Genomic DNA, 16,702 nt, shown 5'->3' on the forward strand with positions numbered 1-16,702 from the left:
CATGACAGATGCCGCCAAGACGGTCCGTTCCGACAGCTACCTGACGCTGCACTACCGCATCACCACCCTCGAGGGCGAGGAGTTCCTCTCCACCTTCGACATGAGTCCCGCCACGCTGCAAATGGGCAGCGGCCAGTTGGCGGAAAACCTGGAATCCTGCCTGGTGGGCCTGCCCGCCCACGAACGCTTCGTCTTCCAGTTGGAGCCGGAAGAGGCCTTTGGCGTGCATAACCCGCGCCTCGTCGAGCGCATCGCCCGCGCGGCGCTACCTGCGGACATGGAACTCAAGGAGAACTCTGTCGTCGAATTCGGCGCCCCCAACGGCGCTACCTTTGCCGGGTTTCTGCGGGAACTCGCCGCGGACTCCGCACTCTTCGACTTCAACCACCCCATGGCGGGCAAGCCCATCCGCTTCGAGGTGGAAATCATCGGAATCATGTGATGCAGGTCATCCTCGCCAACCCCCGCGGCTTCTGCGCCGGTGTCGAACGCGCCATCGCCATCGTCGAACGCGCCCTGGAGAAATTCGGCGCCCCCATCTACGTGCGCCATGAAGTCGTGCACAACAAGTTTGTCTGCGACGATCTGCGCGCCAAGGGGGCTGTGTTCGTGGAGGAACTGGACGAGGTGCCTACTGGCGCAACGGTCATCTTCAGCGCCCACGGGGTTTCCAAGGCCGTGCGTGAGGAAGCGGAAAAGCGTGGCCTCAAGGTCTTCGACGCCACCTGTCCCCTGGTCACCAAAGTCCACGTCGAAGTTGCCAAGATGCGCGCCCAGGGCCGCGAGGTCATCATGATCGGCCATCGTGGGCATCCCGAAGTCGAAGGGACCATGGGCCAGGGGGGGGGTGGTATGTACCTCGTGGAACGGGTCGAGGATGTTGCGCGCCTGCACGTCAGCGACGTAGCGTGCCTCGCCTACGTGACCCAGACTACCCTGTCGGTCGAGGATGCCGCGCAGGTCGTAGGGGCCCTGCGCGAGCGATTTCCTGAAATCGTGGGGCCCAAGAAAGATGACATCTGTTATGCGACACAAAACCGCCAGGATGCCGTTAAGCACCTTTCTCGGGACGCCGATCTGGTCATTGTGGTTGGATCGCAAAACAGTTCCAATTCCCGGCGCCTAAGGGAAGTGGCCCTTCAGCATGGGCGCAGGGCACATTTGGTGGATGGGCCGCAGGATATCGATCCGCAGTGGCTGGATGGGGCGCGGGTTGTGGGGCTCAGCGCCGGGGCCTCTGCGCCGGAGACCTTGGTCGGCGGTGTCGTGGCTCGCCTGCGTGCCCTCGGAGTCGAACAGGTGGCCGATCTGGAAGGTAAGCCCGAAACCGTCAGTTTTCCAATGCCCCGGGGTTTGGGCTGACGAGGTATCCACTGATCCGCGAAGCCGTGCCGTTCGTCCGCAGGGCCTGGAACGGGCAACTGTGCCGGCGTAGAGTGCAGCTATCAATTTGTGAGTCGAGGGCCGACCTAGGTCCGGGAAAGTGTCACGGGGAGCGTATGGGCTGCATGGCTTACAGGCGTGGGCAGAGGGGTTTCACCTTTATAGAACTGATCACCGTGACAGTGGTGATGGGCATTGTCCTGGCCATCGCAGTCCCCAACTTTGCAGATTTGGTCCGCAGCTCTCGCATGACCACCCAGGCCAATGATTTGATGGCGGACCTGCTTTATGCACGTAGCGAAGCGGCTGCGCGGGGGGTAAGGGTGGTTGTTTGCGCCAGTGCCGACCAAACCAGTTGTTCTGCTAACGCCACCGATTGGTCCAATGGGAGACTCATTTTCGCGGATGCGGACAATGATCAGGTCCTGGATGCCGGCGAGGAAGTGCTGCAAGTCCGCAATGCCCTGACCGGTCAGTCTGTTCTGACGCCCGTGAGCTTTAATAGCACTCTCCTCGTCCGTTTTAATCCCTATGGCGCAATTGAACCCCTGGGTTCGACAGGGAATTTCACGCTTTGTCCTCCGGGCTATCCTCAGGGGCGGCAGATTGCAGTCGAGATGAATGGGCGCCCCGCGGTCACCCGAATCTCGAATTGTCCTTGAGGCGTCCGTCATGTCCATTGTCTGCGCATCGCGCCCCCCGAAATCCCAGGCTGGCTTTTCCCTGATCGAGGCGTTGATTTCGGTGCTTATCCTCGCGCTCGGTCTGCTGGGAACCCTCGGCATGATCGTCAATAGCCTCAAGCTTTCCTCGTCGTCGGCCTATCGCACGGTTGCCTCCCAACAGGCGTATTCCATGGCGGATCAGGTGCGTGGCACTCCCCTCGCCATGGTGGTTAGCACGGGCAACGACTCGTTCGATACCTACTCGTCGTCGGCGACGCTTACTGCGGACTGTCTGAAGGCGGGCGGCTGCGTGCGTGCCAATTACGTCAATACCACGGTGCTCATGTGGCGCGCGCAATTGGCAGCTGTACTGCCCGGTGGGGACGGGACAGTCTGTCGGGACGCCAACCCCAATACCAATGTACCGACTCAGGCGGCGGCCGGGACGGTGTCCTCGTGGAATTGCAGCAATAGCGGCAACTATGTCGTCAAGGTCTGCTGGAATGAGCAGCGTATCAACGCCTCGAGTCCGACCGTCGGTACCGGGGGGCTTCTGTGCACATGGGCGACGATCTAGCATGAAAAAGCATTCGGGTTTTTCCCTGGTCGAGTTGATGATCGCCATGATCATCGCGATGATCGTCCTGCTGGTGGTCAGCCAGGTTTACGTGGGCGGCCTGCGGACGCAACGTGCCCAGACCGAGGTGCTGCGCCTCAACGAAAGTGCGCGCTTCGCTTTCGATCTGGTCACGCGCGAATTGCGCAAGGCCGGGCACCGCAACGTATGGCAGCTGGGATCGACGGCGAATGAATTCTGCAATGTCCCCGGTCCCGGAGAAGAGGCCCGCCCTGCCTTCGTCGGCCTCAACGACCCGGCGACCCTCAATCCGGCGGCGAATACGAGCAACTGGACTACGCTGGCGCCGCTCACCAATATCTACTCGCCCGCCGTCGGAAGATATAACGACGTCATTCGTGTTCGCTACTATGGCGAAAATGCGACCAGTACCTCGCCCGTCCACGATTGCCATGGCTATAACGTCCTCGAGAACGTTCTGGTCGAGGACACCCTTTACCTCGCGGTGGACCCGGCCAACAACAACGAGCCGACGCTTTACTGCCATACCAGCAATCCCAATCCGGCCCGCGGGACCGCGCCGGCGACGCTTCCCCTGGTGGCGGGCGTGGAGGGGATGCAGTTCCTCTATGGCGAGGATACCGACACGGATGTGGATGGCATCGTCAATCGCTACGTTCCCTGGCATCTGCTTGGGTCTGCCAGCCCCGACAAGGTATTCAGTGTCAAGGTGTCCATTCTCGTGCGCTCCGCCAACGCCGTCTCCAATGACGGGGCGACCGTGGGGGGCGGACCGCTCGTGCATTTTGGCGCTGGATATAGCGGCGTGGCGGCGACCAATACCGACGATAGCGCCCTGTTTCCTTCGGCGGGAAGCGATGTGCCCAACGATGGACGCAAGAGGCTGCTGCTCTCCACCGACGTGAACTTGCGTAACATCAACTACTGCAATTGATCATGGCCCTGCAAACGACCCAGCGAGGGTTTGCCCTGGTGGCAGCCCTCATCTTCATGGTGGTTCTTTCGATTGTCGCGGTAGGACTTTCGGGGACGACGACCTCCGAGGAACGGATGGCGCGGAACTTCCGCGATCAGGATACGGCATTCGCCGCGGCCGAGGCCGCCCTGCGGGATGGTGAGCTATTCGTTGAAGGGAGCTGGCACTATCCCTACGCGCCCCCGCCCCTGGAGTGGTTTCACGCGGAGTGCGATGGCGGCACTGGTGCCATTGATAGCGATGGAGATGGGAATGACGACAACAACCTGACGATTTCCCTCAAAGGGCTGTGTGATTTCCCGGTCGGATACACGGGGCTTCCGGTACATAAACTAGATTTCTTTGCCACCAGCGACATCGGGTCGCGGAGCGTCATGCTGGGATCCGTGACCCAGACGCCCGCGCTCCCCGGGCTGACCTCCCAGCCCCGCTACATGATCGAGTTGGTTACCAACATCAAAGGCCCGCAAGATGCCAATGGCAACTCTAGTCGGGCTTTCCGCATTACGGCGATGGCGCGCGGGCGCCTATCGACGACGAGTGTGGTTCTCCAGGAAGTATACGTGGTGACGAAACATGCCAACTTATGAGCAACGGATGATGGTTGATATTGGAGGCAGGTCATGAATTCCCTGACAAAACTGGCGCTTTCCCTGGTTTTTTCCGTCTTGTCCGGAACGCTGGCCGTCGCGGGCACCGTGGCAGACATTCCCCTGAGCACCCGCGTCGCCGTGCCGCCCAACGTCATGCTGGCGCTTTCGGTCGAATTCCCGACGGCGAATACCGCCGCGTATCAGGATGCCTCGAGTTACTCCGCCAATAGCAAGTATCTGGGTTATTTCGACATGGACAAGTGCTACGACTACGACAGCGGGAATGGATGGTTTGTCCCTCAGGGTGTGTCGACCAATCGTCGCTGTTCGGGGGGGCTTTTCGGTTATTGGAGCGGGAATTTCCTCAACTGGGCGACCATGACCGGTCTGGACGAATTCCGCTTCGCCATGACCGGAGGCAATCGCTCGTCGGATACGGCCACCCTCACCGTCCTCGAGCGTACCTACCAGTCGGGTCAGGGCGGTACGGCCAATTTTCCGGACAAGACCTTTACCGACGGCCCCGGTACGACGATGCCCTTCGGGACTGGCGCAAGCATCACGATCCAGAATCAGGGGCGCGGCATCCAGATGCAGGCGGCCGCCGCAGGGTCCACGGCGACCGTCGACTGTCTGAGCCCGTCGGATGGGGCCGGTTCTCCACCCATCAACTGCACCTTCACTGTAAGGGGGGCGGTCGATACAGGGAACTGCACGGCCTGGACCGGGTCCGGCACCTTGGCAAGTCCCTATAGGTGTACTGCCTTTTCCGGATTCGCCGGGGGCAGTCCTTCGGTCATCACCCCGCAGACGCCTGCGGCGGTTGTCGGACTGTCCAATACCAATAGCGTGACCTGTGCGAACCCGACACTCTCCCTGACGGGCTTGTTCGATTGTTCCCTTACACTCAATACCGGCAGTACGGCGACCTGTAGCAACTGGCTGGGTACCGGAACCGCGGGCGATCCGTTCCGCTGCGGTGCCTTCACGTCATTTTCGGGGGGCGAGACCTTCTACCCCAATGGCACCTACGTCGTGGCCACGTTCACTGGCACGACCCTCTCGCCATCCATCGACCCCAGTTCGACGGGACGTCTCACCTGTACCGTGGCCAGCGGGACGCCGGTGGTGACCACCTGCCCACTGAGTGCGACGACGGGAACGGCAAGCTGCTCGGCCTATTCCGGGACCGGAACTTCCTCCAATCCTTATGTTTGTACGAGTTTCGGCTACGATGGTACGCAAGTCCATGTCAGCAATTCGCACTCGACCGGCAGTCTGGTGCAGGTGGCCAGCAAGTATTACGCCAGCCGTTATCGCCTGACCTATAACGTTCCCAATACGGGTACGCAGAGCTACGTCTCGTCGTATACCGGCGGGCCAAGCGCTTCGCCGCACTATTACACATCCGCCTACAGCGTGGTCTTCGGGGCCGCTCAGACCTTCAATGTACGTGTCAAGGTTTGCGATGCCGCGTTTCCCGAGAGCAATTGCAAGCGGTATGGCAGTTCCCTGAAGCCTACCGGGGCCCTGCAGGACAGTTCGGACAAGGTGCGCTTTGGCGTGACTTCCTATTTTCAGGCCAACGACGTCGATAACGCGGTCCTCCGGTCAAAGATGAAGTACATCGGACCGCAGCAGTTTTCGGCGGCCAGCGGCCTCACGGCCAACCCGCTCGCCGAGTTCTCGGCGGCTGATGGAACCCTGGTGACTCACCCGGACGCCAGCGATGCGGCGACCAACAATTCCTATATCGGAACCGTGAGTAATTCTGGGGTCATCAATTATATCAATAAGTTCGGCAGCGCCTCGCACACCTACAAGACGTATGACGTCGTGGGGAAACTCTATTACGAAACTCTGAATTACTTCCGTCACATTTCGCCGACCACACGCTACTACCAGGGTGCTCGCACGGCCAACGCTGATGGCTTCCCGGTGATTACGCAATGGGACGATCCGATTCAGTACTCCTGCCAGAAAAACTACATCCTCATGATGGGGGACACCCATACCTGGTGCGACAAACGGCTCCCTGGTGGCACCCATGGCGCGGCCAACAACTCGGTCTGCAATGCCTACACCGACAGCAATGCCAACGCCCACACGGCCGACCTGGGAAGCTTATCGGGGGACAGCGGGGTCAATGTGACGAGCGAGATGAACTTGGTCGGGACAACCGAAGGCATGGGGAATATCGCCACCACTTATACCGGTGCCGGGAATTCTGCGGGTTTCGGCATGGCTGGACTGGCCGGCTGGGCGGCGCGCAGCGATATTCGCCCCGGGACGACGGACCACGCCGAGAAGCAGACGGTGCAGACCCTGATCGTGGATGTCGAAGAGTACAGGGACTGCGGCTATCAATCCCAGTTCTGGCTGGCGGCCAAGTATGGCAATCCCGATTCCTACGGCACGGCGGGCAACTGGACGGCCGGGAATCCGGTCTGGTCTTCGAGCAATAGCTTGCCCGCCGGAGCCTGCGCCTCGCGTGCTCCGCCCGGGTACAACGCGGGGGGCGGGGCGGTCACCTGGCCGAAAAATCTTCTCCGGGCGGGGGATCCTTTGTCGATGATCAGTTCGGTCAGGAACGCGATCGAGGAAATCATCCGCGAAATCGGTGATGAGGCGGCGCTGGCGCAGTCCTCGGGCAACCTGGATACCGGTACCGGGGCGTATCTCTACCAGGCCTTTTTCGTCTCGGGAGACTGGACCGGCGAAGTTCAGGCGCTTCCGGTGAGCCAGACGGGCGAAGTGAGCGCAGTTCCGGCCTGGAAAGCTTCCGCAAAACTGCCGGCCCACGGTTCCCGCCACATTTTCACCTTCAACGATGCCACTCGGACCGGCGTCGCGTTTGATCCTGCGAGTTTCACGACCAATTTCTCCTCGGCACAACAGGCCTTTCTGGACGCCAACGAGTTTGGCATATCGGATGGTCGCGGTGCCGATCGGGTGGCCTACCTGCGCGGGGATCAATCCAAGGAGGCGACTTTGGCGGGTACGACGACCCCCAATGCCTCGGGGCACGGCTGGCGCTCGAGGAGTTTTCAGAATCCGGATCAGTCGGCCGTCGAGATCAAGCTGCTCGGCGATGTGGTGAACTCCAACCCTCTTTTCGTGGGGCCACCCGCAGCGGGCTATTCGGATCCCGGGTATCGTGAATTTGCCTTGAGTCACGCGAATCGGGTGCCCGCGTTGTACGTGGGGGGCAACGACGGGATGCTGCACGGCTACGACGCGGATTTCAAGGTAACTTCCGAGTCCGGCGGCCTTCCCGTGGCTAAGGTGTCAAGTGGCACCGAGGTTTTCGCTTACGTTCCGGCGGCCGTGTACCGCAATCTGAGCCAGCTCACCGCGCCGTCCTACTCCCACAAATTCTTTGTCGATGGTTCTCCGGTTGCGGTGGACGCTTATTTCGGCGGGGCGACGGCGTCCTGGAAAACGCTGCTGGTGGGCGGCCTCAATGCCGGTGGTCAGGGAATCTATGCGCTGGATGTTACCAACCCGATCAATGCCGGCGACCCGAATACCAGTAATTTCACGGCTTCCAATGTGCTGTGGGAATTCAATGACGGCGACGATGCGGACCTCGGCTTCACCTTTGGACGACCTCTGGTGCGCAAGCTGAACGACGGGAACTGGTACGTCATTTTCGGCAGTGGTTACAACAACAGCTATGCCGACGGAGCGGCAGGCAATGGACGCGCCCACCTGTTCATCCTCAAGGTCGAGGGACCGGGAGCCGGTAATCCGTGGGTGCTTGGGACCAACTACTTCAAGATTACCGTCAAGTCGCCCAGTGAAGGAACGGCGCCCACCTTGCCCCTCAGTCCCGCCAACGGACTGGCGTTCATTGCCGGACTCAATCCCGACTTCGACGGCACGACGGATTACATCTACGGTGGTGATCGATCGGGAAATCTGTGGAAATTTGATCTGAGCGACGACGATCCCAGCAATTGGAAAGTGGCGTTTGGCACCGTGGCTTCCCCGCTGCCGCTCTTTACGGCCACCGACGCCGGGGGCGCGGCGCAGCAGATCACGACCGGGCTGGAACTCCTGTCTCATCCCAATGGCGGCTATTTCGTCCTGTTTGGAACGGGCTCCTGGGTGGATATCGAGGATCCCCTGGCAAACGACGCGCAATCGTTCTACGGCATCTGGGACAAGATGGATGGCGCCACGCGGGTGTCCAGCCGCAGTCTGCTCCAGCGCCAGAAGGTCGTGGCCAATCTCGCGGTTTCTCTGGAAGATGCGGATCTCGATGGCGCGATCGACGATACGGTCGTGACCTCGTGTGCCTATGGTTCGACGGGATGCTCGCCCGTTTATTCAGCGTGCCAGCCCAACTATACGGAAAGCGCCGCCGACAGCAATCTGTCCGAACCCCTTTGCCCCTCCGATATTGCCTTCCCGGACGGAACCGATGTGCAGCTGGGCTGGGTATTCGACCTCCCCGGGACGGGTGAGCGGACGCGATCGTCCATTCCCAGGCTCCAGGGGAGCAATATCGTGTTCACGACGCTGACGCCGACTTCTGCAGATCCTTGCACTGCCAGTACGACCGGCGTCGAGCACCATCTGTCCTATCGGACGGGTGGTACGCCGACCTCTCCAGTGTTTATTCTGAGCGGGCACGAGAGCAATTACATCAATTTGCCGGCGGGTTTCTTGGGAAGCGGATCGGCGGCGGTGCGTGTCGTTCTGGGGGGAAGAACCCTGGCCGGGGGAGGTTCCGAACTCGGAACCTCATTCAATGCACGGCCGCCCGCGGACCTCGTTCCTCCGGTGGCGGGTCTCCCGGCCGCGCCGCCTCCGGGAACCTATTGCGTGGGCGACGGCTGTGCCAGCCACGGCTATGTCTCAGGGTTCGGCTTTGTTTCCAATCTCGTCAGGGGCGGCAAGTACGTGTTGGTCTGTAATCCGTCGGGTAGTGTTGTCAACTGTGTATTCCAAACGAAGAGCGCTAATATCGGCCGAATTCAGTGGAAGCAGATCGAACACTAAAGGCTCAATCGATGTCGACGGATGAGGAGAACTGAAGCCGTGTACAAGAAAACTCGCGGATTTACCCTGGTCGAACTGATGGTCGTCGTGGTCATTCTTGGAATTCTCCTCGGCATTGCGGTGCCTTTTTATGGGGATTACATGCGCAAGGCTGCGCGGGCGCAGGCTAAGAGCGTCGCTCTCGACCTGGCCCAGATGGAAGAGCGATTTTTTACCAACAACACGACTTATCGCGTTGTCGCTTCCGGATCGGGGGCCTCGCTGCCGACGGGTTGGCAGAACTATTCCGGTTCGGATTTTGCGTCCAGGAAATATGACGTTACGGTTGCCGCTGGCGCAACCGGAGACATTGCGACTTCGTTCACGATCACGGCAACGCCGGCGAACGGCTTCACGGACCCAACTTGTGGCACGATGACACTCGATAGCCGGGGAACGAAGTCGCCTGCAACCTGCTGGTAATACCGTTTGCTATTCACTGGGTGAAACAGCGATGGCGATTTCCATCGACCCGGTGACCGGAAGGCCATTGAGCATTGCGGGACGGTAGCGTGCACGCAGGAATTGGGCAGTCACGAGCTTTTCGACCGGGGCGGGCAGCGTTGAGTGAAGTGTCCGGACCGCGAGTGGGCGCCCTTCACGGTCAATCGTGATTTCCAGCCGGAATTCTCCACGCACGACCAAGCCCTCGGGAAACTGGATGTCCGAGGGGCCGTTGGCAATGATTTCAGGTGGGCGGTAGTCCGAGTCGTTTTCCGCTCTTTCAGCTGCCGGGAAAGGCCGTGGGGTGGGACCGGGTTGCGCGGGGCGCTGTTCCTCTGCCTGGGCACGAATAGGCGCAGATTCGCTCCGAGGCTGCGCGGACGGCGTGGTGGGTTGCTCGGGCGGTGGAAGCCGGGTGGTCGATTCGAGCCTTGCGGAAATCCGGTGCGGATGTGCCACAGGGGCATTCACGGCTGATTTCCGAATGAGCAAGTCTCCACCGGCGATGATTAGCAGGTGCAGCGTCACAGAGAGCAGCAGGGAGCGTAGGAAGGCGCTATGCATGTCCGTCGTGGGTCGGTGACCCTGGAAAGAATTGGCGCCCGCGTCCCGGTGGGTCTGGCCAAAGTGCTGTTGCCAGCATTGACGTTCTGTGGCGTGAAACGTAGAATACGCACCCTTTAAGAATTTTTCCGAAGAGACCCCTATGGCCAATAGCGCACAAGCCCGCAAACGCGCCCGTCAAGCCGACAAGCAACGTTCCCACAATGCGAGCCTGCGCTCGACGCTCCGCACTGCCATCAAGCGCGTGCGTCAAGCGATTGAGGCTGGCGACAAGGCAGCGGCGCAAGGCGTTTTTCAACAGTCTGTCGCGGTCATTGACCGCATTGCCGATAAGAACATCGTTCACAAGAACAAGGCTTCCCGGTCCAAGAGCCGCCTTTCCGCCCAGATCAAGGCGCTTGCTGCCTGATAGGTGTAAAACCGGTCCAATACAAAACGGCGCCTGCGGGCGCCGTTTTGTATTTCCTCGGCGGAGAAGGTTTATTTCTTTCTGCTGTCGAGCATGCATACGCCATCGACGATCTGTAGGTCGTTGTCCTGGGCGAAATTAAGCATGAATCGATAAGCCATGGGTTCGATTTCTCCTAGGCGCCCATCGATGAAGACGGCTTTCTCGCCGCCATAATCACCGGGTCCGACGTAAGGGGAGTACTTCATCTTGCGCTCGGCGCCGAAGGCGGACATTACGCCGCACAGTCGTTCTGCCCAGTCGCTCGGGCGGAATTTCTTCCCGTCCCGAGTGAGGCCGACAATGATGAAGGCAGTTGTCTCCGGCGTTGTCATGTCCACTCAGCTTGTATTGTCGGCTCTGGCGGCCTCGGTGGCGGCATTCTAGCAGACCGGGGGCGTTCTGTGGCTGAGGCGCGACAGGAAGAATAATAAAGTCCTTATCTGTTAATGAGATATTTTGAATTTCTAGATTTCACTGCATATACTTCACCCACCTATATGATCCTAAGGTGGTTTTATGGCGCCAGCCTTGATTGTCAAGTATGACTTCAGGATAAGAACCCGCAATGGGGCGGTTGTCGAAAACCTCTCGATCTCGGGTCGCGACGAACTGGAGGCGGAGCGTAAGCTGCGCCAGATCTACCAGGGATGTGAAATCCTTGAAGCCCACCGCAGGCAAGCCGCATTGAACGGGCGGGGCACGGTGAGCTACGAAGACGTCATGGATTTGATCACGGCGTCCAGGGCCTGAACCTGGCCTGCGAACCGGGCTTGTCAGGGCGCCCTTGTCCCCGCCAGGAAGCCGGCCTCAGTCAGTTCCCGGTGGAGTGCAAGGTAATCGGCCGCACCGGTGCTCGAGGAATTCTGACGAAAAATGTCGCGATTGCGGGCCGGACTCTCGGCAACTGAAACGTTTTCGGAAATGACCGTATCCAGGACTTCGTCCCCATAACGGTCGCGCAGGCGGCTGCGGATGTCCTCGCTCATGCGGCGGCGCCGGTCGAAGCGGGTCAGGAGGTAGCGGCGTTCGACGCGGCGTTTCAGAACGGGCTCCAGCACGCGGAGGGTGCGGGTGATCTGGTCGGCGGCCTGCAAGGACAGGTAGTCGGTGGAAATCGGAACCAGTATCAGATCGCAGGCGAACACCGCGTTCAGCGCTAGAACGCCTATGTAGGGGCAACAGTCGATATAGGTCGGTCGCCCTGGGGTCACTGTTTCCAAGTGATCGAGGCCGCCCTTCAGGCGGTTGAGTATGGTCGGACCCTTGCCGAAGATTGAATCGACCTTGATGAGTTGCTGGTGGGCGGGGATGAGATGGCCGATTTCCGGCCACTCGATTTCGACCTCGCCCAGGCTGCGGGTCTCCTGATAGAAAGCGAAGATGCTCCGGGCCGCTTCGGCGGGGGCGCCCCCGTGGATATTGCTCAGGTGCCCCTGGGGGTCGAGGTCGATCAGGAGGCAGGGATTGCCGGTCCGGTGGGCGGCGGCGGCCAGATTCAGGGCAGTCGTGGTTTTTCCGACCCCACCCTTCTGGTTGAAGATGGCGATGCGCATGATGTGTCGGCGCTCGCCATGCGGGGGCAGCGGCCGGTTCTCCTTATGTACAAGGCGCTATTTTTCCCTTAAGATTCGCGCCTCTGCAACTGTTTTCCTGGTTGCTTCGGTTCCGGCGGCGTTGGCCGCCGTTTTCGTTTCTTGCCGCTCCAAAATCCGGTTCTCCGGCAGCGTCACGGCCGGTAGGGTTCCGGATTGGCGGGGCCGATTGCAGGTTCTGCTCATGTCGCATGTCATGAATACCTACGCCCGCCTGCCCGTGGCATTCAGCCATGGCAAGGGCTCCCGGATAGTTGATACAGAAGGGCGGGAATATCTCGACGCCCTCTCCGGTATTGCCGTGAATACCCTGGGCCATGCCCATTCCCGGCTGGTCGAGGCGATCGCTGCCCAGGCCGGTAGCCTGTTGCACACCTCCAATCTGTACCGTGTGACGGGCCAGGAAGTACTGGCGGACAAGCTGGCCGCCCTGTCAGGCCTCCAGGAAATCTTCTTCTGTAATTCCGGCTGCGAGGCCAATGAGGCGGCCATCAAGCTGGCGCGCTACTACGGCCACAAGAAGGGCATCGAGACGCCGACCATCATTGTCATGGAAAAGGCTTTTCACGGCCGCACCATGGCCACGCTATCGGCCACCGGAAACCGCAAGGCCCAGGCCGGCTTCGAGCCCTTGGTGGCCGGCTTTGTGCGGGTGCCTTACGACGACATCGAGGCGATTCGCAGTGTGGCAGAACACCACGCCAACATCGTCGCGGTGATGCTGGAGATCGTTCAGGGCGAAGGCGGCATCAACCTGGCCTCCGAGCAATTCCAGCGGGAACTGCGTGCTCTCTGCGACGAACGCGAGTGGCTGATGATCTGCGACGAGGTCCAGTGCGGCATGGCCCGCACCGGCACCTGGTTCGGTTACCAGCATGCCGGCATCCTGCCGGACATCGCCACCCTGGCCAAGGGCCTCGGTTCCGGAGTGCCAATCGGCGCCTGTCTGGCAGGGGGCCGGGCGGCCGGTCTCTTCGGGCCGGGCAACCACGGCTCCACCTTCGGCGGCAACCCGCTGGCCTGCACGGCCGCGTTGACCACCATCGACACCATCGAACGGGATGGCCTCATGGCCGCTGCAGAGCGCGTCGGCGCCCGCATTCGTTCCGGCATTGCCGCTGCCCTGGTCGGCGTTGCGGGTATCGTCGATATCCGAGGTCAGGGGCTGATGATCGGTATCGAACTGGATCGGCCCTGCAGCGAACTGATCACCAAGGCCCTGGCGGCCGGTCTGCTCATCAACGTAACCGCCGACAAGGTGGTGCGCCTGCTGCCGCCGCTGGTCTTCACGGAGTCCGAGGCAGATGAACTGGTGCAGCGCCTCGCGCCGCTCATCAAGGAATTCCTGGGGGGCTAAGACGATGGAACGACCCCCACGCTCACGGCCTTCGCTGCCCCCCGCGGGGGTACAGTCCCCCCTTGGGGCGGCCCGGCGGGAGGACTGAATGGCGATCAAGCATTTTCTGCAGTTCAAGGATTTCAGCGCCGACGAGTTCGCTTACCTGTTCGAGCGCAGCCGCGCCATCAAGGAGCGGTTCAAGGCCTACCAGCAGTACTGGCCGCTGACCGACCGCACCCTGGTCATGATCTTCGAGAAGGCCAGCACGCGAACGCGCCTGTCCTTCGAGGCCGGCATGCAGCAACTGGGCGGTTCGGCCATCTACCTCAATACCAGAGATTCCCAACTGGGGCGCGGCGAGCCGGTGGAGGATGCGGCCCAGGTCATCTCCCGCATGAGCGACATCGTGATGATCCGCACCTTCGAGCAGGAGATCATCGAGCGCTTCGCCGCCAACTCCCGGGTGCCGGTGATCAACGGCCTGACCAACGAATACCATCCCTGCCAGATCATGGCGGACATCTTCACCTACATCGAGCATCGCGGCCCCATCCAGGGCAGGACGGTGGCCTGGGTGGGCGACGCGAACAATATGTGCAACACCTGGCTTCAGGCCGCCGAGGTACTGGATTTCAAGGTCCACGTATCGACGCCGCCGGGTTACGCCCTCGACCCGGCGCTGATCGCCGGCGTTTCTGCCGCCCGCTACCAGGTTTTTGCCGATCCCATGGACGCCTGCCGCGGCGCCGACCTGGTGACCACCGACGTATGGACCTCCATGGGGTTCGAGGCGGAAAACGAAGAACGCCTCAAGGCCTTCGCCGACTGGTGCGTCGACGGCGACATGATGCGGGTGGCGGATGCCCAGGCGGTGTTCATGCACTGCCTGCCGGCCCATCGCGGCGAAGAAGTGACGGCGGAAGTCATTGACGGACCCCAGTCCGTGGTCTGGGACGAGGCAGAGAATCGGTTGCATGTTCAGAAGGCCCTCATGGAGTACCTCCTCCTGGGCAAGGTCGAAACGAAATAAGGGAAGCGAAATGAGCGACATCAAGAAGGTGGTGCTGGCCTACTCCGGCGGTCTCGATACCTCGGTCATCCTCAAGTGGCTGCAGGACGTCTACAAGTGCGAAGTGGTGACCTTCACCGCCGACCTGGGACAGGGCGAGGAACTGGAACCGGCCCGCGCCAAGGCGCTGAAGGCCGGCATCAAGGCGAAGAACATCTACATCGACGACCTGCGGGAAGAGTTCGTGCGCGACTTCGTCTTCCCCATGTTCCGCGCCAACACCGTCTATGAAGGCGAATACCTACTCGGCACCTCCATCGCCCGCCCGCTGATCGCCAAGCGCCTGATCGACATCGTCAATGCAACCGGCGCCGACGCCATCTGCCACGGCGCCACCGGCAAGGGCAACGACCAGGTGCGCTTCGAACTCGGCGCCTACGCGCTGAAGCCGGGCATCAAGGTCATCGCCCCGTGGCGCGAATGGGACCTGATGTCCCGCGAAAAGCTGATGGCCTATGCCGAAAAGCACGGCATCGAGATCGACATGAAGCACAAAAAGGGCGGCTCGCCGTATTCGATGGACGCCAACCTGCTGCACATCTCCTACGAAGGCCGTCACCTGGAAGATCCGGCTGCCGAGGCCGAGGAATCGATGTGGCGTTGGACCGTCTCGCCGGAAAAAGCCCCCAACAAGGCGGAGTACCTCGACCTCGAATTCGCCAAGGGCGACGTCGTTGCCGTCAATGGCAAGAAGCTGAAGGCCCATGAAGTGCTGGCCCTGTTGAACGAACTGGGTGGCAAGCACGGCATCGGCCGTCTCGACCTGGTGGAGAACCGCTACGTGGGCATGAAGTCCCGCGGCTGCTACGAAACCCCGGGGGGCACCATCCTCCTGCGCGCCCACCGCGCCATCGAATCGGTCACGCTCGACCGCGAAGTCGCCCACCTCAAGGACGACCTCATGCCCCGTTACGCCAGCCTGGTCTATAACGGCTACTGGTGGAGTCCGGAGCGCCGCGCCCTGCAGGTGCTCATCGACCACACCCAGCAGACCGTGAACGGGACGGTGCGCCTCAAGCTCTACAAGGGCAACGTCATCGTCGTCGGCCGCGATTCCAAGAGCGATTCCCTGTTCGACTCCACCATCGCCACCTTCGAGGATGACGCCGGGGCCTACGACCAGCGGGATGCCGGCGGCTTCATCAAGCTGAACGCCCTCCGGATGCGCATTGCGGCCAATCTGGCCGCGCGCAAGGCCGGCAAGACGGCGGCGCCGAAAGCTGCGAAGGCGGCTCCCGCCAAGGTCGCAAAGCCTGCCGTCGCCAAGGCTGCCAAGCCGGTGGCCAAAAAGTCTGCGGCCAAACTCGCGGATGCCCAGCAAGCTTCGGCCAAGCGGGCTGCGAAGCCCGTCAAGTCGGTGGCCTCCAGGAACTCCACGCAGGGTGCCAAGAAGGCTCCGGCCAAGGCTTCCGGGAAGAAGGCCTAAGGTATGGACGGCGGCGGACTCTTCGGACTCACCGAGGAACAGATCGCGGATTTTGGCGCCACCTACGGCATAGGTGCCTTCATCCTCTTCATGCTTTTCATCATCGGTGAGATCGCCTGGAAGTCCAAGGCGGGCAAGACGGGCACCTTTGTGCTCTTCTTCGTCCTTGCCTTCGGGATGGTGGGCTTTCTTGCCAAGGCGGTCATTCAAAAAATCTGGGGAATCTGATGTCTCAATTCGACAGCGTATCCGTGGTCAAAAAGGCCAATGTCTATTTCGACGGTAAGTGTGTCAGCCATACCGTCCAGTTTGCCGATGGCAGCAAGAAGACCGTTGGCGTCATCCTGCCCTCCAGCCTGACCTTCAATACCGGTGTGCCGGAAGTGATGGAAGGGGTGGGCGGTTCCTGCCGCGTCAAGCTCAAGGGCGAGAGCGAGTGGAAGACCTACGGCGACGGCCAGTCTTTCAACGTTCCGGGCAATTCCAGCTTCGAAATCGCTTGTGACGAGCCCTACCACTACGTCTGCCACTTTGGCTGAACGCTCGGTGGCCTGAA

17 protein-coding genes and 1 pseudogene are annotated in these 16,702 nt (G+C 61.0%); 15 read left to right on the forward strand and 3 right to left on the reverse strand.

Annotated elements, in window-relative coordinates; all coding sequences use genetic code 11:
- Position 1 precedes the first annotated feature (1 nt).
- The 8 genes from IPM73_03805 to IPM73_03840 all read left to right on the forward strand — a co-directional run bounded on the left by IPM73_03805 (position 2) and on the right by IPM73_03840 (position 9,684).
- The gene (locus IPM73_03805) at positions 2-442 is read left to right on the forward strand and encodes an FKBP-type peptidyl-prolyl cis-trans isomerase (protein ID MBK8917192.1); all 441 of its coding nucleotides are present in this window, start codon (positions 2-4) and stop codon (positions 440-442) included.
- Positions 442-1,362, forward strand: coding sequence for a 4-hydroxy-3-methylbut-2-enyl diphosphate reductase (gene ispH, locus IPM73_03810; GenBank protein MBK8917193.1), 921 nt, complete (start codon positions 442-444; stop codon positions 1,360-1,362). Before IPM73_03805 ends, ispH begins: the two co-directional genes overlap by 1 nt.
- A gap of 146 nt (positions 1,363-1,508) precedes the next feature.
- Positions 1,509-2,045: a GspH/FimT family pseudopilin gene (locus tag IPM73_03815; GenBank protein ID MBK8917194.1), complete on the forward strand. Its 537-nt coding sequence runs from the start codon at positions 1,509-1,511 to the stop codon at positions 2,043-2,045.
- Between the two features lie 10 nt (positions 2,046-2,055).
- Positions 2,056-2,625, forward strand: a complete 570-nt coding sequence (gene pilV, locus IPM73_03820; protein ID MBK8917195.1) for a type IV pilus modification protein PilV — start codon at positions 2,056-2,058, stop codon at positions 2,623-2,625.
- 1 nt (position 2,626) lies between these two features.
- On the forward strand, positions 2,627-3,580 hold the full coding sequence (locus tag IPM73_03825) for a PilW family protein (GenBank protein MBK8917196.1): 954 nt from the start codon (positions 2,627-2,629) through the stop codon (positions 3,578-3,580).
- Positions 3,581-3,582: 2 nt separating this feature from the next.
- Positions 3,583-4,212: a hypothetical protein gene (locus IPM73_03830; GenBank protein MBK8917197.1), complete on the forward strand. Its 630-nt coding sequence runs from the start codon at positions 3,583-3,585 to the stop codon at positions 4,210-4,212.
- 33 nt (positions 4,213-4,245) lie between these two features.
- The gene (locus tag IPM73_03835) at positions 4,246-9,222 is read left to right on the forward strand and encodes a hypothetical protein (protein ID MBK8917198.1); all 4,977 of its coding nucleotides are present in this window, start codon (positions 4,246-4,248) and stop codon (positions 9,220-9,222) included.
- 39 nt (positions 9,223-9,261) lie between these two features.
- Positions 9,262-9,684, forward strand: a complete 423-nt coding sequence (locus IPM73_03840) for a type IV pilin protein (GenBank protein MBK8917199.1) — start codon at positions 9,262-9,264, stop codon at positions 9,682-9,684.
- Between the two features lie 9 nt (positions 9,685-9,693).
- Here IPM73_03840 and IPM73_03845 read toward each other — a convergent pair whose 3' ends face one another.
- The gene (locus IPM73_03845; protein ID MBK8917200.1) at positions 9,694-10,269 is read right to left on the reverse strand and encodes a hypothetical protein; all 576 of its coding nucleotides are present in this window, start codon (positions 10,267-10,269) and stop codon (positions 9,694-9,696) included.
- Between the two features lie 142 nt (positions 10,270-10,411).
- Here IPM73_03845 and rpsT point away from each other — a divergent pair, with 142 nt between their 5' ends.
- Positions 10,412-10,678 carry a 30S ribosomal protein S20 gene (gene rpsT / locus IPM73_03850; protein MBK8917201.1) on the forward strand — a complete coding sequence of 89 codons (267 nt, stop codon included), beginning with the start codon at positions 10,412-10,414 and terminating at the stop codon, positions 10,676-10,678.
- 71 nt (positions 10,679-10,749) lie between these two features.
- Here rpsT and IPM73_03855 read toward each other — a convergent pair whose 3' ends face one another.
- Positions 10,750-11,052 carry a DUF3579 domain-containing protein gene (locus IPM73_03855; protein ID MBK8917202.1) on the reverse strand — a complete coding sequence of 101 codons (303 nt, stop codon included), beginning with the start codon at positions 11,050-11,052 and terminating at the stop codon, positions 10,750-10,752.
- Positions 11,053-11,248: 196 nt separating this feature from the next.
- On the opposite strand from IPM73_03855, the gene IPM73_03860 reads away from it, so the two are divergent.
- The gene (locus IPM73_03860) at positions 11,249-11,470 is read left to right on the forward strand and encodes a hypothetical protein (protein ID MBK8917203.1); all 222 of its coding nucleotides are present in this window, start codon (positions 11,249-11,251) and stop codon (positions 11,468-11,470) included.
- Between the two features lie 23 nt (positions 11,471-11,493).
- Here IPM73_03860 and IPM73_03865 read toward each other — a convergent pair whose 3' ends face one another.
- Complete coding sequence (locus IPM73_03865; GenBank protein ID MBK8917204.1) at positions 11,494-12,276, reverse strand: ParA family protein; 783 nt, start codon at positions 12,274-12,276, stop codon at positions 11,494-11,496.
- A gap of 220 nt (positions 12,277-12,496) precedes the next feature.
- Here IPM73_03865 and IPM73_03870 point away from each other — a divergent pair, with 220 nt between their 5' ends.
- From IPM73_03870 to IPM73_03890, 5 genes and pseudogenes are all read left to right on the forward strand, one after another.
- Positions 12,497-13,669, forward strand: coding sequence for an aspartate aminotransferase family protein (locus IPM73_03870; GenBank protein MBK8917205.1), 1,173 nt, complete (start codon positions 12,497-12,499; stop codon positions 13,667-13,669).
- Positions 13,670-13,757: 88 nt separating this feature from the next.
- Positions 13,758-14,681 (forward strand): ornithine carbamoyltransferase, encoded by a 924-nt coding sequence (gene argF / locus IPM73_03875; protein ID MBK8917206.1) that lies wholly within the window; start codon positions 13,758-13,760, stop codon positions 14,679-14,681.
- A 10-nt stretch (positions 14,682-14,691) separates the two neighbouring features.
- Positions 14,692-15,915, forward strand: a pseudogene (locus tag IPM73_03880) (argininosuccinate synthase).
- Between the two features lie 234 nt (positions 15,916-16,149).
- On the forward strand, positions 16,150-16,374 hold the full coding sequence (locus IPM73_03885; GenBank protein ID MBK8917207.1) for a DUF2788 domain-containing protein: 225 nt from the start codon (positions 16,150-16,152) through the stop codon (positions 16,372-16,374).
- Positions 16,374-16,685, forward strand: coding sequence for a pyrimidine/purine nucleoside phosphorylase (locus IPM73_03890; protein ID MBK8917208.1), 312 nt, complete (start codon positions 16,374-16,376; stop codon positions 16,683-16,685). The genes IPM73_03885 and IPM73_03890 overlap by 1 nt, the downstream gene beginning before the upstream one ends.
- Positions 16,686-16,702 lie beyond the last annotated feature (17 nt).

Source organism: Betaproteobacteria bacterium (assembly GCA_016720065.1).
Classification (GTDB): domain Bacteria; phylum Pseudomonadota; class Gammaproteobacteria; order Burkholderiales; family Rhodocyclaceae; genus SSSZ01.